At 68.6% G+C, this 19,187-nt stretch carries 14 protein-coding genes; 3 read left to right on the top strand and 11 right to left on the bottom strand.

The annotated features are described in order from the left end of the window. Nucleotides 1-85: 85 nt before the first annotated feature. Nucleotides 86-913, top strand: coding sequence for a UDP-2,3-diacylglucosamine diphosphatase (locus tag NVS83_RS17260; RefSeq protein ID WP_258740421.1), 828 nt, complete (start codon nt 86-88; stop codon nt 911-913). Next, nucleotides 913-1,974 carry a glycosyltransferase family 4 protein gene (locus tag NVS83_RS17265; protein WP_309486216.1) on the top strand — a complete coding sequence of 354 codons (1,062 nt, stop codon included), beginning with the start codon at nt 913-915 and terminating at the stop codon, nt 1,972-1,974. Before NVS83_RS17260 ends, NVS83_RS17265 begins: the two co-directional genes overlap by 1 nt. A gap of 41 nt (nt 1,975-2,015) precedes the next feature. Here NVS83_RS17265 and NVS83_RS17270 read toward each other — a convergent pair whose 3' ends face one another. Continuing rightward, a complete protein-coding gene (locus NVS83_RS17270; protein ID WP_258740422.1) occupies nt 2,016-3,005 on the bottom strand; it encodes a threonine ammonia-lyase in 990 nt (329 codons plus the stop codon). Nucleotides 3,006-3,154: 149 nt separating this feature from the next. Between NVS83_RS17270 and NVS83_RS17275 the strand changes: the two genes are divergently transcribed. Further along, complete coding sequence (locus tag NVS83_RS17275; RefSeq protein WP_258733328.1) at nt 3,155-3,775, top strand: helix-turn-helix domain-containing protein; 621 nt, start codon at nt 3,155-3,157, stop codon at nt 3,773-3,775. Nucleotides 3,776-3,846: 71 nt separating this feature from the next. Here NVS83_RS17275 and NVS83_RS17280 read toward each other — a convergent pair whose 3' ends face one another. The 10 genes from NVS83_RS17280 to NVS83_RS17325 all read right to left on the bottom strand — a co-directional run bounded on the left by NVS83_RS17280 (nt 3,847) and on the right by NVS83_RS17325 (nt 19,050). Further along, nucleotides 3,847-7,026: an efflux RND transporter permease subunit gene (locus NVS83_RS17280; protein WP_258740423.1), complete on the bottom strand. Its 3,180-nt coding sequence runs from the start codon at nt 7,024-7,026 to the stop codon at nt 3,847-3,849. A gap of 17 nt (nt 7,027-7,043) precedes the next feature. After that, nucleotides 7,044-8,270, bottom strand: coding sequence for an efflux RND transporter periplasmic adaptor subunit (locus NVS83_RS17285; protein WP_258740424.1), 1,227 nt, complete (start codon nt 8,268-8,270; stop codon nt 7,044-7,046). 140 nt (nt 8,271-8,410) lie between these two features. Next, entirely contained in the window at nt 8,411-9,961 is a 1,551-nt protein-coding gene (gene murJ, locus NVS83_RS17290) for a murein biosynthesis integral membrane protein MurJ (RefSeq protein ID WP_258740425.1), read from the bottom strand. Nucleotides 9,962-10,081: 120 nt separating this feature from the next. Beyond that, complete coding sequence (locus NVS83_RS17295; RefSeq protein WP_258740426.1) at nt 10,082-11,236, bottom strand: DegT/DnrJ/EryC1/StrS family aminotransferase; 1,155 nt, start codon at nt 11,234-11,236, stop codon at nt 10,082-10,084. A 14-nt stretch (nt 11,237-11,250) separates the two neighbouring features. Next, the gene (locus NVS83_RS17300) at nt 11,251-12,237 is read right to left on the bottom strand and encodes a Gfo/Idh/MocA family protein (protein ID WP_258740427.1); all 987 of its coding nucleotides are present in this window, start codon (nt 12,235-12,237) and stop codon (nt 11,251-11,253) included. Between the two features lie 144 nt (nt 12,238-12,381). Further along, complete coding sequence (locus NVS83_RS17305) at nt 12,382-13,812, bottom strand: SH3 domain-containing protein (protein ID WP_258740428.1); 1,431 nt, start codon at nt 13,810-13,812, stop codon at nt 12,382-12,384. 390 nt (nt 13,813-14,202) lie between these two features. Next, nucleotides 14,203-15,495: a nicotinate phosphoribosyltransferase gene (gene pncB, locus NVS83_RS17310; RefSeq protein WP_258733335.1), complete on the bottom strand. Its 1,293-nt coding sequence runs from the start codon at nt 15,493-15,495 to the stop codon at nt 14,203-14,205. Between the two features lie 134 nt (nt 15,496-15,629). After that, the gene (locus NVS83_RS17315) at nt 15,630-17,174 is read right to left on the bottom strand and encodes a DHA2 family efflux MFS transporter permease subunit (RefSeq protein ID WP_374115084.1); all 1,545 of its coding nucleotides are present in this window, start codon (nt 17,172-17,174) and stop codon (nt 15,630-15,632) included. Nucleotides 17,175-17,359: 185 nt separating this feature from the next. Beyond that, on the bottom strand, nt 17,360-18,577 hold the full coding sequence (locus tag NVS83_RS17320; protein WP_258740430.1) for an HlyD family secretion protein: 1,218 nt from the start codon (nt 18,575-18,577) through the stop codon (nt 17,360-17,362). Between the two features lie 11 nt (nt 18,578-18,588). Then, nucleotides 18,589-19,050: a MarR family winged helix-turn-helix transcriptional regulator gene (locus NVS83_RS17325; RefSeq protein WP_258740431.1), complete on the bottom strand. Its 462-nt coding sequence runs from the start codon at nt 19,048-19,050 to the stop codon at nt 18,589-18,591. Nucleotides 19,051-19,187 lie beyond the last annotated feature (137 nt).

A 19,187-nucleotide genomic window follows, 5' to 3' on the forward strand; every position in this document is an offset into this window, starting at 1 on the left:
GCTGCAGCGCAGCATCCGTCATAAAAACGTGATGCGAGTCGGGCTTATGGGCCGCATGAAACCTTCGCACCTCTTAGGGGAAGGCATGACGGACACGGCCCCCGAATTGAGCGACGCGCCAGACGCCCGCCGGTTTCGCAGCCTGTTCCTGTCCGACGTCCATCTTGGAACCAAGGGTTGCCAAGCGGACCTGCTGCTCGACTTCCTGAAGTTCCACGACGCGGACACGATCTACCTCGTCGGCGACATCGTCGACGGCTGGCGCCTGCGCGCCGGCTGGTACTGGCCGCAGTCCCACAACGACGTGGTGCAGAAGCTGCTGCGCAAGGGCCGCAAGGGCGCGCGCATCGTCTACCTGCCCGGCAATCACGACGAGTTCCTGCGCGACTATTACGGCAGCCATTTCGGCGGCATCGAGGTGGTCGAGACGGCCATCCACGACGCAGCCGACGGCCGGCGCTACCTCGTCATCCATGGCGACGTGTTCGACGTCGTGGTGCGCCACGCCAAGTGGCTCGCCTTCCTGGGCGATGGCGCCTACACCTTCGCTCTCGGCGTCAACACCTACCTCAACTGGGTGCGCCGCAAGCTCGGCTTCCCCTACTGGTCGCTGAGCCAGTGGGCCAAGCTGAAGGTGAAGAACGCGGTCAACTTCATCGGCCGCTTCGAAGAGGCGGTGGCCAACGAGGCGCGCCGCCACAAGGTGGACGGCGTGATCTGCGGCCATATCCACCACGCCACGATGCATGACAACTTCGGCGTGGAATATGTAAACTGCGGCGACTGGGTCGAAAGCTGCACCGCCATCGTCGAGCACGAAGACGGCCGCTTCGAATTGATCGACTGGGCGCGCCAGACCCGGGCACGGCTGAGCACGCCGCTGATGCTGGAACGGCCGAAGGTCGCCGCCTGATGCGCATTCTCATCGCGACGGATGCCTGGACGCCGCAGGTCAACGGCGTGGTCCGCTCGCTGCAGAACACCGCCCGCGAGGCGGCCACGCTCGGCGCCGAGATCACCTTCCTGACGCCCGGCGATTTCCGCACCGTGCCGATGCCCACCTATCCCGAGATCCGGCTCGCGGTTGCTACGCCCTCGAAGGTGGCGCGCCGCATCGACGAGATCGGCGCCGACTTCGTGCATATCGCGACCGAGGGGCCGGTCGGCATCATGGCCCGGCGCTGGTGCACCGGGCGCGGGCAGATCTTCACCACCAGCTATCACACGCGCTTTCCCGAGTACCTCGCCGCGCGCGCGCCGGTGCCGCAGAAGCTCTCCTATGCCTGGCTGCGGCGCTTCCACAATGCCGGGGCCGGCATCATGGTCTCGACGCCCACGCTCGAGACCGAGCTGCGCGGGCGCGGCTTCCACAACATCATGCGCTGGTCGCGCGGCGTCGATGCGCAGCTCTTCCGCCCGCGCGGCGAGGACGAGCTCGACCCGATCGTGCGCGACCTGCCCCGCCCCATCTTCGTCTCGGTCGGCCGGGTGGCGGTGGAGAAGAATCTCGGCGCCTTCCTCGGCCTCGACCTGCCGGGCAGCAAGGTGGTGGTCGGCGACGGCCCGGCCCTCGGCTCGCTCAGGGCGCAGTTTCCCGACGCACATTTCCTCGGCATGAAGGAAGGCGAGGCGCTGGCGCGCATCTATGCCGCCGCCGACGTCTTCGTCTTCCCCAGCCTCACCGACACGTTCGGCATCGTGCTGCTGGAGGCGCTGGCGAGCGGCCTGCCCGTCGCCGCCTTCCCCGTCACCGGCCCGAACGACGTGATCGCGACTGCGCCGCAGAGCGCGCCGGTGGGTGTGCTGGATGCGGATCTGCGCCGGGCCGCGCTCGCCGCGCTCGACATCGACCGCGCCGATGCCCGCGCCTATGCGCTCGGCTATTCCTGGCGCGCCTGCACGGAGCAGTTCCTCGGCAACATCGCGACCGCCCAGTCGCGCGTGCTGCAGTTCGGCGCGGCGGCGGTCGGCTGACGGCGGCGACGTTCGGGTCGATGCGGGGCTGGCGGACGCGTTCAGGCGGCGGCGAGGCAGCGGGCGAACATGTCGCCGTCGACATTGCCGCCGGACAGCACGATGGCGGCCACCCGGCCCTTGAGGTCCACCTTGCCGGCGAGCACCGCCGCGAGCGCCACGGCCCCGCCCGGCTCGACCACGATCTTGAGCTCCTCGAAGGCGAAGGCGACGGCGCGCGCCACCTCCTCGTCGCTCGCCGACACGCCCTCGCCGACGATGCGGGAGGTGATCTCGAAGGTCAGCCGGCCCGGCGTCGCCGCCAGCAGCGCGTCGCAGATCGAGCCGGTGGCGCGCTCGTTGCGCTCGCGCCCGCCGGAGAGGAAGGAGCGGGCATGATCGTCGAAACCGGCCGGCTCGGCGGTCATGACGCGGGTATCGGGAAAGCGGTCCTTCACCGCCAGCGCGATGCCCGAGATGAGCCCGCCGCCCGAGGCATTGGCGATCACCACGTCGGGAACGAGATCGTGGGCGGCGAGGTCCTCGGCGATCTCCAGCCCCACCGTGCCCTGCCCGGCGATGATGTGGAAATCGTCATAGGGCGGCACGAACACCGCGCCCCGCTCGCGGGCGATCGCATCGGCGATGGCGTCGCGGTCGTCCACCCCGCGGTCGTAGTCGACCACCTCGGCGCCGAAGGCGATGGTGCGCGCGCGCTTCATCGCCGGCGCGTCCTTCGGCATGACGATGACCGAGCGCATGCCCATCAGCGTCGCGGCGGCGGCGACGCCTTGCGCATGGTTGCCCGAGGAGCAGGCGACCACGCCGCCGGCCCTCTGGTCTTCCGGAATGCGCGAGATCCGGTTGTAGGCGCCGCGGAACTTGAACGATCCGGTGCGCTGCAGCGGCTCGGGCTTGAGGAAGACGCGCCCGCCCGTCAGCTCGTCGAGCCGGGGCGAGGCGATCAGCGGGGTGCGCACCGCGACACCGGCCAGCCGCTCGGCGGCCGATGCGACGTCATCGATGGTCGGCAGGGCATTGGTCTGCATCATGCGTGGAGCTTAGCCCCGCGCGGGGCGCCGCGCATCTGCAATTCGCGGCTTTCACCACTATGTTGACGGCGGATCGAGGCACGCTCCGGCGACTTGCGCGGCTCCCTCGCCCCAACCTAATGTCCAGCCAGGCGCAAACGGGAGCAGGCATGTCGGGCCGCACGCGGAGTATCGATCGGGGCGGCATGGAAGCGGGAGCCCAGGCCATCACAGGCCAGCTCGGACGCACCATCCAGCGCCTGCGCAAGGCCTACAACCTTTCGCTCTCGGAGCTGTCCGAACAGTCGGGCGTCGCCAAGTCGATCATCAGCCAGATCGAGCGCAACGAGACCAATCCCACGCTCGCCACGGTGTGGCGCCTGTCGCAGGCGCTCGACGTGTCGATCGACCGCTTCATGGCGGCGACCGACGACGAGCCCTTCGTCGAGCACCTCACCCGCGCCGACACGCCCATTCTCGTCTCCGAGGACGGCCGGTGCCGGCTGACCATCACCGGATGGATCAAGACGGTGGAATGGCTGCAATGGTTCGACTTCGTCGCCGAGCCGGGCGGCGAACTGATCTCGGACGGCCACCAGCGCGGCTCGATCGAGTGTCTCTCGGTCCTCGCCGGCGAGCTGCAGGTCGAATGCGCCGACGTGGTGGAGACCGCGCGGGCGGGCGAGACGCTGCGCTATCGCTGCGATCGCCGCCACGTCATCCGCAACATGGGCACCGAGCCGGCCCACGCCACCATGGTCTGCCTGCTCAAGGCCGCCGTCCTCGACTGAGGGCGGCCGCCGCAAGCGCAGCCCTGCCCCCAAATGAAAAAGGCGCCCCGCGGGGCGCCTTTTCCTTTTCGTCAGTGTGAGCCGGCCGCTTCCGCCTGTTCCTGCTTTCGCATCCGCCGGCGTTCGCCGAAGCCGGCGAGCCAGCGGCAGACCACGTAGAAGGTCGGCGTGAACAGCAGGCCGAAGAAAGTCACGCCGATCATGCCGGAGAACACCGCCGTGCCGAGCGCCTGGCGCAGCTCGGAACCGGCGCCGGTCGCCCGCACCAGCGGCACCACGCCGAGGATGAAGGCCAGCGAGGTCATGATGATCGGCCGCAAGCGGAGCTGGGCCGCATGCTGGGCGGCGGCGAAGCGGTTCTCGCCGCGGTCCTCGAGCTGCTTGGCGAATTCCACGATCAGGATCGCGTTCTTCGCCGCCAGACCGATGAGCACGATGAAGCCCACCTGGGACAGGATGTTGTTGTCCTGCCCGCGTATCAATATGCCCGCCACTGCCGCGATCAGGCACATCGGCACGATGAGCACCACCGCGAGCGGCAGCGTCAGGCTCTCATATTGCGCCGCCAGCACCAGGAAGACGAACACCACGCCGAGCGCGAAGGCGAAGATCGCGGTGTTGCCCGCCCTCACCTGCTGGTAGGCGAGCGTCGTCCACTCAAAGGCGAAGCCGTCCGGCAGCGTCTCCGCCGCCAGCTTCTCCATGGTCTGGATCGCCTGCCCCTGCGAGGTGCCGGGCTGGGTGTCGCCGTCGAGCTCCGCCGCCGGGTAGAGGTTGTAGCGCGGCACGCGGTAGGGGCCCGCAATATCGCGCACCGTGGCGAAGGAGCCGATCGGCACCGTCTCGCCGTCCGCGTTCTTCACCCTCAGCCGCAGCAGGTCCTCCTGCGTCAGGCGATAGGGCGCATCGGCCTGCGCCTGCACGCGGTAGGTACGGCCGAACAGGTTGAAGTCGTTGACGTAGGACGAGCCGATATAGGTCTGCAGCGTCGCGAACACGTCCGCCATGTTGACGCCGAGGAGCTGCGCCTTGGTGCGGTCGATGTCGAGGAAGAGCTGCGGCGTCGAGGTCTCGAACAGCGAATAGACCTGCTTGAGACCCGGCGTTTGGTTCGCCTTGCCCATCATCGCATAGACGGCGTTCTGCAGCGCGCCATAACCGCGTCCGCCGCGATCCTCGATCATCATGCGATAGCCGCCGGCATTGCCGATGCCCTGCACGGGCGGCGGCATCACCACGATCATCTGCGCTTCCTCGATGGCCCCGAGCTCGCCGAACAGCTTGCCCTGGATCGCCGCGGCGGATTCACCCGGATTCTTGGCACGCTCTTCGGCCGGGCCGAGGATGAGGAACATGGCGCCGGCGTTCGGCGCGTTGGTGAAGGTCGCGCCGGAGAAGCCGACGATGTTCACCACATGGGAGACGCCGGGCGTGCCGAGGGCGATCTTCGCCGCCCGCGTCATCACCTCGTTGGTGCGCTCGAGCGCCGCGCCGCCGGGAAGCTGCGCGGCGACGATCAGGTAGCCGCGGTCCTGTGCCGGGATAAAGCCCTGCGGCGTCATCCGGAACAGCTGGAAGCCGCCGGCGAGGATGCCCGCATAGACGATGAGCACGATCACCGCGAAGCGCACGACGCGCCCGGTGAACCAGCCATAGCCGCGCGAGAGACCGTTGAAGCCCTTGTTGAAGTAGTAGAAGAAGCCGGTGAACGGGCGCGCATACCAGGCCGGCTTGTGGTCCGGTCCCCGGTGCGGGCGCAGCAGCAGCGCGCACATGGCCGGCGACAGCGTCAGCGACACCAGCAGCGAGATCAGCGTCGAGCCCGCGATGGTCAGCGCGAACTGGCGGTAGAACTCGCCCGAGATGCCGGTGATGAAGGCCGACGGCACGAACACCGAAGCCAGCACCAGCGAGATAGCGATCAGCGCCCCGCCGACCTCGTCCATGGTCTTGTAGGCCGCGTCGCGTGGACTGAGGCCGGTGGAGATGTTGTGCTCCACGCTTTCCACCACGACGATCGCGTCGTCCACCACGATGCCGATGGCCAGCACGAGGCCGAACAGCGACAGATTGTTCAGCGAGAAGCCGAACAGGCTCATGATGAAGAAGGTGCCGATCAGCGAGACCGGGATGGCGAGGATCGGGATGATCGCCGCCCGCCAGGTCTGCAGGAACAGGATCACCACGATCACCACCAGCACGATCGCCTCGATGATCGTGTCCTCCACCGCGCGCACCGATTCGGCGATGAACTGGGTCGGATTGTACGCGGTCGAGTAGGCGAGACCCTGCGGGAAGCTCTTGGAAATCTCCTCGATCTCCTTCGAGATCGCCTGGCCGGTGGCCAGCGCGTTCGATCCCGGGAGCTGGAAGATGCCGAGCGCGACCGAGGGCTTGGAGTCGTAGTAGGAGATCGAGGAGTTGTCCTGACCCTCGATGTCGATCCGCGCCACGTCACGCAGGCGCACCACCGCATCGCCGGTCTGGCGCACGACGATGTTGCCGAATTCCTCCGGCGTCGACAGGCGGCCGAGCGTGCGCACCGCCACCTGGAAGGCGTTCTGCTTGGCCACCGGCGGCGCGTTCAGCACGCCCGAGGCCACCTGCAGGTTCTGCGCCTGGAGCGCGGCGGTCACGTCCGTCGCGGTGAGGTTCAGCGCCTGCAGCTTCTCCGGGTCGAGCCAGACCTGCATCGCATAGTCGCGCGAGCCGAACACGGTGATCGAGCCCACGCCCGGCACGCGCTGGAGCTGGTCCTTGATCTGCAGGTTTGCGTAGTTCGAGATGAACAGCGAGTCGCGCGAATTGTCGGGCGAGAACAGGCTGACCACCATCAGGATGTCCGGCGAGGACTTCGCGACGGTGACGCCGATCTGCTGCACTTCCTGCGGCAGGCGTGGCGTGGCCGTGGCCACGCGGTTCTGCACCTGCACCTGCGCGATGTCGAGATCGGTGCCGATGTCGAAGGTCACGGCGATCGAGAACCGGCCGTCGGCGGTCGAGTTGGAGGAGATGTAGAGCATCCCCTCCACGCCGTTGATCTGTTGTTCGATCGGCGAGACCACCGTGTCGGCAACGGTTTCCGCGCTCGCGCCCGGGTACTGGCCGGTGACGTTCACCACCGGCGGAGCGATGTCGGGATACTGGGCAACGGGCAGCGCGAAGAACGCGACGCCGCCGAGGATCATGACGATGACCGATACCACCGAAGCAAAGATGGGCCGGTCGATGAAGAAATGTGAAAATCGCATGGAGCCAGCTCCCGCGCTCAGTTGGCGGGCTTGGCGGCAGCCGAGCCGGTGCCTTCGCCGGCAGCCGACGCCTCGGCGGGGGCCTTCGGCTCCTCCGGCTTGCCGACCACCTTGGCGCCGGGCCGGATCCGCATGAGGCCGTTCACCACCACGAGGTCATCCTTCTCGATGCCGCTCGTGACCACGCGCTGGCCGTCATAGACCCGGCCGAGCGTGACGTACTTCATCTGCGGGGCCTGCGGCTCGTCGCCCGGCTGCATCACATAGACGAACTTGCGCGTCTGCTCCGTGCCGATGGCGACGTCCGGCACCGTCAGCACCTCGTGCGGCGCCGAGGACGGCACCTCGACGCGGCCAAACATGCCGGGGGTGAAGGTCCCTTCCGGGTTCTTGAACACGGCGCGGCCGCGGATGGTGCCGGTGGTCTCGCTGATGCGGTTGTCGACGAAGTCGAGCGTGCCCTCATGCGGGAAACCCTTCTCGTCGATCAGCTCAAGCTTGACCGGGATCGCATCGGCCTTGTCGCCCATCTGCTTGGCCATGCGCTGGTAGCGCAGGTAGGAGGCCTCGTCATAGGTGAACTCGAAATAGATCGGGTCGATCGAGACGATGGTGGCGAGCAGCGTGTTGGTGTTGGTGCCGCCCGAGCCGCCGGTCACAAGGTTGCCGACCGAGACCTTGCGGTCGCCGATGCGGCCGGTGACCGGGGCGTGCAGCTCGGTGAATTCGAGATCGAGCTCGGCCGCGTGCACGGCCGCCTCGGCCGCCGCCGCGGCGGCACGGGCGGAGCGCTCGGTCTGCAGGCGCTGGTCGTAGGTCTGCTTCGAGATCGCGGTCGAGGTCTTGTCCTCGATCAGGGTCTTCGCGCGCTGCAGGTCGGAATTGGCGAAGTCGAGATCGGCCTGTGCCTTGTCCAGGTTGGCCTTGGCCTGATCGAGCGCAACCTGGAACGGACGCTTGTCGATCGAGAACAGCAGGTCGCCCTTCTTCACGATCTGACCATCGGTGAAGTTGATGGTCTCCAGATAGCCGGAGACGCGGGCATAGACGTTGATGAGGTCGACCGCGGCGAAGCGGCCGACATACTCGTCATAGTCGGTAATGGTGCGCGTTGCCGGCTTGGCGACGGTCACGGGCGGCGCCTGCGGCGCCTGCTGCTGGGCCTGCTGTTCTGAGCAGGCCGCCAGCGCGAGAGCGGCGGCGACAACGACAAGAGCGGGAAGGCGCGACAAGGCGGTGTTCATGCAACCGTCTCCGAGAAAGGCAAAAAAAGCGCTCCGGCCCCCACTCGAAGCAACGCGACGCGACCCGGCCCGCTCCCGGGAACGCTCAACGCGACACGCCACTAGCACAACTTTGCTGCACCGCGTAAGCAATAAAAGTGTCAACGTAACTTCGGCTGGGGTTGCCCACGAAGCAGGGCACGCAAATAACGCGGTCCAATCAGGGTGATGACCAGTGCGGCATAGACCGCACCGCCTGCTGCAACGCACATAAGCAGCTGGGTCTCGTTTTGCAATGCAGCGAGACTTGCGACGAGCTGGCGCGAGTGCTTTTCGACAATATACAGCGTCGCCGCGACCCCGAGGCCGATCAGGACGAGGCGCGGGAGGATGCGCAGGAGCTGGGTGTCGCCGCACTCATAGCCGCGCCGGCGCGCCAGGAAGGCGAGCAGCAGCACGCAAATCCAGCCGCCCACCGAGGTGGCGAAGGCCAGGCCCACCTGGGCGAGACTGTCCATCAGCCAGATCTTGATGAGGATGTTGATGCAGGCCGCGCCGAGCGTCGCCATCACCGGCGTGCGGGTGTCGCCGCGCGCATAGAAGGGCGACATGAAGGCCCGCATCACCACGAACGGCACCAGGCCAAGCCCATAGGCCGCCAGCGTCTGCCCCGCCGCCGCCGCCGCCTCCGGCGTGAAGGCGCCGCGCATGAACAGGCCGCGCATCAGCAGCTCAGGGATCACCAGCGAGGCGGCGAGGAAGGGCAGGACCAGTAGCACGGTCAGCTCGATCGCCCGCGCCTGCGCGTGGCGGGCGCCCTCGAAATCCTCGGCCGCGATGCGCCGCGACATCTCCGGCAGCAGCACCACGCCGGCGGCGATGCCCACCACGCCGATCGGAAGCTGGTTGATGCGGTCGGCGTAGAACAGCGCCGCCACCGCGCCCTGCGGCAGGAAGGAAGCAATGATGGTGTCGGCGAAGATGGCGAGCTGCACGCCCGCCGAGCCGATGATCGCCGGCCCCAGCGCGATCAGGAAGCGCCGCATCTCGGGATCGAGCCGCGGCCGGCCGAAGCGCAGGCCGAGACCGTGCGATTCGGAATCGTAGACGAGCAGCGCGACCTGCAGGAAGCCCGAGATCAGCACGCCCCACGCCGCCGCCGCGCCGGCATTGGGAAACAGCCCGACGACACTGAGTGTCCCCACCATCGAGACGTTGAGCAGGATCGACGCCGCCGCCGCGGCCCAGAACCGCTCATTGGCGTTCAGCACCCCGCCGACCAGCGTCACCACCGCGATCAGGCCGAGATAGGGAAAGGTGATGCGGGTGAAGTCGACCGTCAGCGCGAAGCGCTCGGGATCGCTGGAGAGGCCCGGCGCCAGCGTCGCCACCACCCAGTCCGTCGCCACCAGCGCGAAGGCGAGGATGGCAAGTTGCACCAGCACCACGGCGGTCAGGATGCCGTCGGCGAAGCGATTCGCCTTGGCGTCGCCCTCGGTCGTCTTCACCCGCGCATAGGCGGGGATGAAGGCGGTGTTGAAGGCGCCCTCGGCGAAGATGGAGCGGAAATGGTTCGGCAGCCGGAAGGCGATGTAGAACGCGTCCGCCACCGGCCCGGCGCCGAGCACGGCCGCCATCACGATGTCGCGGATGAAGCCGGTCAGCCGCGAAAGCAGCGTCCAGCCGCCGACGGAGAAGATGGAGCGAATCATGCGAAACCCGGCCGCGTTGAGCGGGGCCGGAACCTAGCCGAGCCCCGCCTCTCCCGCCAGCCGGTCGGCCGCCCGAGGCGAGCGCGGCCGCGCCAGGCGGGGCTCCCCTTCAGCGCGGCGTCAGCTTCCCAGCGCCCGGCGCACCGCCGCGATGACGCGGTCCTGCGTCGCCTCGTCGAGATAGGCGTGCATCGGCAGGCTGATCACCTCGCCGGCGAGCTTCTCGCAGACCGGCAGGCCATTGCCCGCGGACGGATACTGCTCATAGGCGGGCTGCATGTGCATCGGCAGGCGATAATAGACCGCCGTCGGCACGCCCTCCTTCTGCAGCGCCGGGCCGAGCGCGTCGCGCCCGCCCTGCGGCAGCCGGATGGTGTACTGCGCCCAGACCGAGGTCGCGCGCGGGTCGACCGCCGGGACGATGCACACATCGGCGAGCGCGGCGTTGTAGCGCTCGGCGACCTTCTGCCGGGCCGCGACCTCGTCCTCGAAGATCGCCAGCTTTTCCAGGAGGATAGCGGCCTGGATCGTGTCGAGCCGGCCGGTCATGCCGATGCGCACGTTCTGATACTTGTCGACGCCCTGCCCGTGCTCGCGCACGCTCTTGAGCACCGGAACCAGCTCGTCGTCATCGGTGAGCACCGCGCCGCCGTCGCCGAAGCAGCCGAGCGGCTTGGCCGGGAAGAAGCTGGTCGCGGTGGCGTCGCCGAACGAGCCGGTGCGCCTGCCGTTCCAGGTCGCGCCGAAGCCCTGCGCGGTGTCGCACAGCACCTTCAGCCCGTTCGCCTTGGCGATGGCCTCGATGGCGTCGAGGTCGGCCGGCTGGCCGAACAGGTCGACCGGAATGACCACCTTCGGCGTCAGCCCCTTGCGCTTCGCGACCTCGATGGCGGCCTCGAGGCTCGCCGGGTCCATGTTGAAGGTGTCCGCCAGCACGTCGACGAACACCGGCGTCGCCCCGACCCACGGCACCACCTCGGCGGTGGCGCAGAAGGTGAAGGAGGGGCAGAACACCGCGTCGCCCGGCTTCACGCCCCAGGCCATCAGGATCATGGCCAGCGCATCGGTGCCGCTGGAGCAGGCGATGGCGTGGCGGGCACCGGCGAAGGCCGCGAGCCGGCCCTCAAGCTCCGTCACTTCCGGCCCGTTCACGAACCGGCAGTGGTTCAGCACGCGGGTCACCGCATCGTCGATGCGCGTGCCCAGCCGGGCGCGCTGGGCGGCGACGTCGATGAAGGGGATCGGCGCCAGTTCGGTCTTCACATGGGTGTTCATCATCTTGTCCTGGCTCAGCCGGCGACCTTGAGGCGGCGCGGCGCCTCGGCCGGCGTGGGCTCCCCGAGGCAGCGGATGGCGGTGGCGATGGCCGCGACCCCGTCCTCGCCGGTCACCGCCGAATCCTTGTCGCCGCGCACCGCTTCGAGGAAGCGGTTCAACTCGACGCGCAGCGGCTCGGCATAGGCCACCGGCAGGTGGCGCATCGAGTAGCTGCCGTCCGGCTTGTAGTCGAAGCACTCGGTCACCTGCCGGGTCAGCAGGTCGCCGATGACGTATTTCTTGCGGGTCGCCACATGCACCGTGCGCGCCTTGAAGGGCGTCAGCCAGTTGGTGTTGATGTGGGCGAGCACGCCGTTGGCGGTGCGGAACTGCAGCAGCGCGATGTCCTCGCGGTCCGCCACCGCCGCCTTCACCTGCGGCTGGATCTCGGCGATCTGCGAGCCGGTGAAGTGGCAGATGAGGTCGATGTCGTGCACGGCGAGGTCGATCACCACGCCGACATTGGACATGCGCGGGGGGAACGGGCCGACGCGGGTGATGCCGATGGAGAGGATCTCCTCGCCGCGAATGGCGTTCTTGATCGCCTCGACCGCCGGGTTGAACCGCTCGACATGGCCGACCATCAGCGCCACGCCCTTGGCGCGGGCGGCGGCGACGATGGCCTCGGCCTCGGCCACCACGGGGGCGATCGGCTTTTCCACAAGAACGTGCTTGCCGGCCTCGATGGCGGTGAGCGCGATGTCGTGGTGAAGGTGCGTGGGCGCGGCCACCACCAGCGCGTCGACGCCGCGCTCGATCAGGTCGGCGATGCCCGGCACCGCCTCGCATCCGAGCAGGGCCGCAACCTTGCCGCGCTGGCCGTCATCGGGATCGGCGATGCCGACCAGCGTCGCGCCCGGCAGGTCCGACAGCACGCGGGCGTGGTTGTAGCCCATGACGCCGACGCCGACGACGCCGACGCGGATCGGATGGGGCGCCTCGGTCGGACTGTTCGGCATGATCGATTCCTAATGTCGGCTCGTGAAGATGCCCGGGGTCTAACACGCGCCTCGGGGCAAGACGAGGCGGAGCGGCGCGATTCGCCGCCCGCGCGGTTCAATCATTGATTCAGGATGTTACCGCGCCTGCACAGGCCGCCGGGCTCACTCGGCGGCAGCGTCGGCCTGCTGCTGCACGGACTGGGTGTTGAGGAAGCTCTTGTAGACGAAGCCACGCTTGCCGTCGGCGATGACCTCGCACCAGCCGTGGCAGGCCACGAGGTCGACCTTCTCGCCGCCCTGCAGGTTCGCCAGCGCCGAGGCGCCCTTGCGGGGGGCCGAACGCATGGTCACCGAGCTGCGCACGAGGACCGTGCCGACCGGATCGCCGCCACCGGCCGTCTCCGTATCGTCCGCGACCTCGTCCGTTGCCGGCTCGGCGGCGGCGGTATCGGCGGCCGGCGCGGCGCCGGTGTCGAGCGCCGCCTGCCGGACCGGCGGCAGCGGCGGCTGCTTGGGCAGCGTCACATGGGCGCTCGCCGCATCGGTCGCGGCGTCCGCCGGCACGGCGGTGTCGTCGAGACGCGGCGAGGCCGGCGGCTCGGGCGGCGCGAACGCCGTCACACCGGCCGGGGCCGCCGGCGGGGTGGGCGTGTCGAACACGGGCTCGGCGTCACGCAGATTGAGCTTGGGGATCTCGGCCACGACGTCGGCGACGCTGGCGGGCGCGGCCGGCGTGCTGGCCTCCAGCGTCGCCGGCGCGGCCACGGGCGGCGCCACGGCGACCGTGGTCGGCGCGGGCACGTCGTACGAGGTCGAGGGGGCGACGCTGGCGATCGCGGCATTGCCGATCTCGTCCGGCGCCACCACCGCCTCCTCGCGGCCGACGACGCGCTGGAGCGCGACCAGCCCGCCGCCGAACACGACGGCGCAGATGGCGAGAATGCCGAGCCTCTGCCAGGTGATGACGTCGCTCGAGGTGGATTTGCGCCGGCGCACCGGCGTCTCCGCCTCCCCGGCCCGGCCGGAGGCCCCGAAGGCCCGACGGCGCGGCCCGGGCGCCTCGGCGACGGCCGGCACGGCGGCGGCGCGCTTGCGCCCGATGGCATTGCGCGCCGGGGGAGCCGGCTGCGGAAGAGGCTGGCCCGCGGCCGGGCGCGCATCGGCGGCCTCGCCCGGCTGTTCGCCCTCGGCGGCGGGGCGGCCGGCGCGATGCGGGAACATGTCGCGCACGTCGCCCAGCGCGGAAATCCGGCTGCGCACTTCGGAAAGCGCCATCGGCTCGGGCCGCGCCGGCGTCTCGCCGCGGGGAACCCTCACCCGCTCGCGCACCATGGGGCCGGTCGGCTCGGACGGGCGCTCGTCCTCATTCTCGCCGTCCGACGCGGGCGCAACCGGCACGGCGTCGATCTTCGCCACCGCGAGTACCGAGCCGGAAACGGTCGAAGGGGCGTCGGTGCCGGTGTGCGATTCGCCCGCATCGTCGGCGGGGCGCCCGCCCTTTTCCTTTTCAAGCGCATTGAGAATGGCGCGGAAATCACTGACGAGCGACGTGGAGAGCCCGGTTCCGCGCGGCTCCTGGGAGGAAACGGTCATGACGCGGCTCACCCTACGAGAGCTTTGGGCGCCCACGGGGCGGCCGGAAAGCGGCGGAGGCGGTGGAGCGCGGAATTGTCGGCATCGGATCCGGCTGCGCCACAGGATCGGGTCTCACCTGCGGCCTCATGTTCGGTTGCACGGTGCTGACCACTTCGCATGCCTTACGTCCAGTTCGTTTGAGGGCGATGATCCGGGAATCACCGCGCCAGTTCCGCACCCCATCCTGCGTTCGGCGCCTAACTAACGGCATCGCAGGGTTTGATGCAAGAAAACCACAGCTTTTAAAATATCACCTTGATGACCGATTGCGGCAACTCTTGGTCGGGAATGGCCCCAAATCCCTTACCCTATTTTAATACCCCCCTGTGACAGCGCTATAATACCGCGTCACACGAGCACCTCGCGGGCGTGTTCCGGCCGGGCCTCGAACACCCGCCGGTAGCGCGCGACCTCCTCGGGCGGGCCCATCGCCTTGGTGGGATTGTCCGAGAGTTTCACCGTCGGCCGGCCATTGGCCGAGATGACCTTGCACACGATGGAAATCGGGTCGAGCGCCCCGTCCGGCGCGAATCCGCGGAAATCGTTGGTCAGCAGCGTGCCCCAGCCGAAGCCCATCCGCATCCGCCCGTCGAAATGGCGGTAGATGCGCTCGATGTCGTCGATGTCGAGGGCGTCGGAGAAGATCGCCAGCTTCTCGCGCGGGTCCTGCCCGCGCGACTGCCACCAGGCGATGGCCTCCTCCCCGCCTTCGATCGGGTCCTTGCTGTCGATGCGGATGCCGGTCCACTGCGCCACCCAGTCGGGGGCCTCGGCGAGGAAATGCGCTGTGCCGAAGGTGTCCGGCAGGATGACGCGCAGATTGCCCTCATAGTCCTTCTGCCAGTCGGCGAGCACCTTGTAGGGCGCCTCGGCCAGCGCCTCGTCGCTGTCGGCGAGCGCGGCATAGACCATGGGCAGCTCATGGGCGTTGGTGCCGGTCGCCTCGACCTCGCGGCGCAGCGCGATGAGGCAGTTCGAGGTGCCGAGGAAGCGCTCGCCCAGCCCCTCCATCATCGCCTGCACGCACCAGTCCTGCCACAGGAAGCCGTGGCGGCGGCGGGTGCCGAAATCGGCGACGTTGACGCCCCCCAGCTTCTTCAGCCGCTCCACCTTCTCCCACACCCGGGTCATGGCGCGCGCATAGAGCACCTGGAGCTCGAACCGCCCCATGGAGCGCAGCACCGCGCGCGAGCGCAGCTCGTTGATGATGGCGAGCGCCGGGATCTCCCACATGGTGGTCTCGATCCACGGCCCCTCGAAGGTCAGCTCGTACTGGCCGTCGCGCTTCTCGAGGTGGTAGGCGGGAAAGCGGAAGCTCTCGAACCAGGCCATGAAGTCGGGCGAGAACATCTGCCGGCGGCCATAGAAGGTGTTGCCGCGCAGCCAGGTCGATTCGCCGCGGGTGAGCGAGAGTGTGCGCACATGGTCGAGCTGCTCGCGCAGTTCGCCCTCGTCGACGAAATCGGCGATCCGCACCCGCGCGGTGCGGTTGATGATGCCGAAGGTGACGCGGGTGTGGAAATGGCGCCGGTAGATCGTCTGCGCCATGAGCAGCTTGTAGAAGTCGGTGTCGAGCACCGAACGCACGATCGGGTCGATCTTCCAGGTGTGGGCGTAGACGCGGGAAGCGATGTCGATCATGGCGGGGCCTGCCGATGCGGATTCCCCCTTCTACCCGACGCGGGCACCTCCTTCCTAGGGCGCAGCGTGCCGCTTCGTCACGGCGCCGCGCGGCCGGGCCCCGGGGCAGGCGGAGCCGCCCGGCGCCCGACCCGTCAGTCCAGGATCTCGGCGACCATGTCGTCGCCCTTCTTCTTCTCGGGCGCGCTCATCAGGAACAGCAGCAGCGCGGTCGGCAGCGTGACCAGCATCATGAACTTGAAGTCGTCCACATAGGCGATCGCGGTCGCCTGCCGGGTGATCTCGGCGTTGAGCGCGGCGAGCGTCGACGGGTTGGCGATGTTCCAGAACTCATAGGCGCCGCCCGACTGGATCATCCGGTTGAACGGGGTCACATGCGCGGCGAGCGAGGCGTGCATGATCTGGGTGTTCTGCGAGAGCAGGAACGAGGTCACCGAGATGCCGATCGCGCTGCCGACATTGCGCACCAGGCTGAACAGCGCGGTGCCGTCGGTGCGCAGTTCCGGCGCCAGCGTCGCAAAGGCGACGACGGTGAGCGGCGTGAACACGAAGCCGAGCCCCGCGCCTTGCAGCACGCTGTTGACGATCATCTCCTCGGTGCCGACGTTCGGGGTCCACCCCGTCATGTCCCACAGGCTCCAGGCGATCAGCCCGAGGCCGGCCACCATGGGCAGGCGCGGGTCGACCCTCGACACCAGCCGCCCCGCGACCATCATCGCCATCATGGTCCCGAAGCCGCGCGGCGCCATCAGCAGGCCCGCGGTCTGCACCGGGTAGCCGCTGAGCCGCTGGAGATAGGGCGCGAGCAGCGCCGAGGTCGACAGCAGCACCATGCCGATGGCGAACATGATGACGAGGCCGACCACGAAGTTGCGGTCCTTGAACAGGCGCGGGCTGATGAACGGCTTCTCGGCCGTGATCATGTGGACGGTGAAGAGATAGAGGCCGAGCCCGGCCAGCACCGTCTCGATCACGATCTCGGTCGAGCCGAACCAGTCCTTCTGCTCGCCGCGGTCGAGCATCATCTGCAGCGCGCCGATGCCGAGCGCGAGAACGGCGAAACCGATCCAGTCGAAGCGCAGCCCCTCGTCGCGCTTGCTGTCGTTGAGGAACAGCGCCAGCCCGGCGGTCGCCAGCACGCCGAAGGGCAGGTTCACGTAGAACACCCAGCGCCAGTCGTAGGCGTCGGTCAGCCAGCCGCCGAGCGTCGGCCCGAGGATGGGGCCGAGCATCACGCCCATGCCCCACACCGCCATCGCCTGGCCGCGCTGCTCGACCGGGTAGAGGTCGAGCATGGTCGCCTGCGACAGCGGCACCAGCGCCGCGCCGAACACGCCCTGGGCGAGGCGGAAGACGACGATCTCGGTCAGCGACTGGGCGACGCCGCACAGCATCGAGGCGAGCGTGAAGCCGACCAGGCTGATGATGAAGATCCTCTTGCGCCCGAAGCGGGCCGAGAGCCAGCCGACCGGCGCGGTCATGATCGCGGCGGCGACGATGTAGGAGGTCAGCACCCAGGTGATCTGGTCCGCCGTCGCCGAGAGCGAGCCCTGCATGTAGGGCAGCGCGACATTGGCGATGGTGGAATCCAGCGCCTGCATCAGCGTCGCCATCATGGCGCAGACGGTCACCAGGATGCGGGCCATCCCGACATGCTCCGAGGGAGCGTCCGTGTTCATCGTTGCTGTGCTGGACATCGCATCACCTCCGGGCGGGAGCACCCGCTTCCGGCGTTCGTCGCGTGGGTATCTGCGGGCAGGAACGGGGGCCTTTCGGTCCGTCCCTGCCCGCCCGCCCGGCCGCCAAGGGGGGCGTATTGGCGGCGGGCGATCCGGTTGTTCGGCGGGTCGGGTCGCGCGGGCGATCAGATCACGTCGGAGATCAGGCTTCCGATCGACCGCTTCTGGCCGGTGTCGATCGACACCACCGCGCTCATGCCGGCGCGCAGCGGGGGATCGTCCTTCGCGCTCTCGACCGTGACGCGCACGGGCACGCGCTGGACCACCTTGACCCAGTTGCCGCTCGCATTCTCGGCGGGGAGGACGGAGAATTCCGAACCGCTCGCCGGCGCGATGCTTTGCACCGTGCCCTGCCAGGTGCGGTCGGGATAGGCGTCGATCGTCACATCGACCTTGTCGCCGGCCTTCACATGGGTGAGGTCGGTCTCCTTGATGTTGGCATCGATCCACACCTTGTCGGCGGAGACGAGGCCCACCGCGCCCTGGTTGGTCAGCGCCGCGGTGGCGGCGACGAGGTAGAGGCCGGGCTGCAGCGAATCCACCCCGGTCACCGTGCCGGCGAAGGGCGCGCGCACCGTGGCGTGGTCGTACTGGCGCTGGGCCTCGTCGACCGCCGCCTTGGCCTGCAGATATTGCGGGTGCTGCTCGACGTCGAAATCGGGGTTGCCGCCGAGCTTGGCCAGCGCGACCTCGGCCTGCTTGCGCAGCGAGTCGAGCTTGCGCTGCTCGCCGTCGAGCGCGAAGCGCGCGTCGTCATACTGCGCCTTCGACAGGGCGGCGGAATCCTTCACCAGCTTGGCGTAGCGGTCGAAGGTCGCCTGGTCGTTCTCGACCACGGCCTGCTGCGCGGCGATGTCGCTGAGCATGCGCTGGTAGTCGACCTTCTGCGCCTTGAGATCCAGCGCGGTCTCGGAGAGGTTCGCCTTGGCGTTGGCGAGCGCGATCTCGTACTGGCACGGATCGATGCGGAACAGCACGTCGCCCGCCTTGACCTTCTGGCCTTCCTTCACGTCGACATCGGACACGATGCCGGAGACGTCGGTCGAGACCATGAGCTTGGCGGCACGCACATAGGCGTCGTCGGTCGAGACGTAGCGCCCGCCGGTGAGCCAGAAATAGCCGGCGCCGATCGCGACCACGGCGATGCCGCCGAGCATCAGCACCGAACGCAGCCGCCGCTTGCGCCTGGGGGCGGGAGCGGCAGCAGGGGCAGGCGCCGGAGAAGGCGCGAGCGCGGGCGCCGCTGCCGGGAGGGGCCGCGGGGTTTCGATGGGGGTCGCGGGACGTTCGCTGGTCACCTCGGCCGGATCGGTGTCGCCGGGGGCGCGGGTACGATCGAGCATGGCGGTTCTCTTTACGAAGCAGAGGCGCTGGTGCGCCCGTCTGCCGATTGCAGGTTCGATTTCATCTTGCGCAGCGTCGCATCGACGGCCGCGACTTCCTTCTCGTCCACGGTGTCGCCGAGGAGCTGGGCCAGTACTTCGGCCCGCACGACGGCGATGTCGTCGATGATCGGCCCGGCCGCCGGCAGCAGATGCAGGCGCCAGGCGCGCCGGTCGTTCGGGTCGTGCCGGCGTTCGACGAAGCCCCTTGCCTCCAGCCTGTCGACAAGACGCGCCACCGTTATCGGTTCCACCTCGATCATCGAGGCCAGCTCGTTCTGTGTCGGCGCGGGCCCGCGGCGCAGCTTGAGCAGGATGACCCACTGCGCCCGGGTCATGCCGTAGGCGCGCGCACGCTGGTCGAAGCGGATGCGCATGAGATGCGCGACCTCGTGGATCACCGTGAGCACGTCGTCCTGGGGCATTGTGGGCATGGCAAGCTCCTTACGGGAGATAATATAAGCTACGTTATTATATCGCGCCATACCACACGTCATGCAGTATCTGCATGCCAGCTCCTCACCCGCCGGGGCTCTGGCATGCTGCACCGCAATGCTTATGTCCGACCTGA

This window comes from Ancylobacter mangrovi, assembly GCF_024752335.1.
GTDB classification, from domain to species: Bacteria; Pseudomonadota; Alphaproteobacteria; order Rhizobiales; family Xanthobacteraceae; genus Ancylobacter; species Ancylobacter mangrovi.

What these genes read in the sequence shown, in the direction of transcription:
- NVS83_RS17260 (WP_258740421.1), top strand. Translation starts at nt 86, where the DNA reads ATGACGGACACGGCCCCCGAATTGAGCGACGCGCCAGACGCCCGCCGG.
- NVS83_RS17265 (WP_309486216.1), top strand. Translation starts at nt 913, where the DNA reads ATGCGCATTCTCATCGCGACGGATGCCTGGACGCCGCAGGTCAACGGC.
- NVS83_RS17270 (WP_258740422.1), bottom strand. Translation starts at nt 3,005, where the DNA reads ATGATGCAGACCAATGCCCTGCCGACCATCGATGACGTCGCATCGGCC.
- NVS83_RS17275 (WP_258733328.1), top strand. Translation starts at nt 3,155, where the DNA reads ATGTCGGGCCGCACGCGGAGTATCGATCGGGGCGGCATGGAAGCGGGA.
- NVS83_RS17280 (WP_258740423.1), bottom strand. Translation starts at nt 7,026, where the DNA reads ATGCGATTTTCACATTTCTTCATCGACCGGCCCATCTTTGCTTCGGTG.
- NVS83_RS17285 (WP_258740424.1), bottom strand. Translation starts at nt 8,270, where the DNA reads ATGAACACCGCCTTGTCGCGCCTTCCCGCTCTTGTCGTTGTCGCCGCC.
- murJ (WP_258740425.1), bottom strand. Translation starts at nt 9,961, where the DNA reads ATGATTCGCTCCATCTTCTCCGTCGGCGGCTGGACGCTGCTTTCGCGG.
- NVS83_RS17295 (WP_258740426.1), bottom strand. Translation starts at nt 11,236, where the DNA reads ATGAACACCCATGTGAAGACCGAACTGGCGCCGATCCCCTTCATCGAC.
- NVS83_RS17300 (WP_258740427.1), bottom strand. Translation starts at nt 12,237, where the DNA reads ATGCCGAACAGTCCGACCGAGGCGCCCCATCCGATCCGCGTCGGCGTC.
- NVS83_RS17305 (WP_258740428.1), bottom strand. Translation starts at nt 13,812, where the DNA reads ATGACCGTTTCCTCCCAGGAGCCGCGCGGAACCGGGCTCTCCACGTCG.
- pncB (WP_258733335.1), bottom strand. Translation starts at nt 15,495, where the DNA reads ATGATCGACATCGCTTCCCGCGTCTACGCCCACACCTGGAAGATCGAC.
- NVS83_RS17315 (WP_374115084.1), bottom strand. Translation starts at nt 17,174, where the DNA reads ATGAACACGGACGCTCCCTCGGAGCATGTCGGGATGGCCCGCATCCTG.
- NVS83_RS17320 (WP_258740430.1), bottom strand. Translation starts at nt 18,577, where the DNA reads ATGCTCGATCGTACCCGCGCCCCCGGCGACACCGATCCGGCCGAGGTG.
- NVS83_RS17325 (WP_258740431.1), bottom strand. Translation starts at nt 19,050, where the DNA reads ATGCCCACAATGCCCCAGGACGACGTGCTCACGGTGATCCACGAGGTC.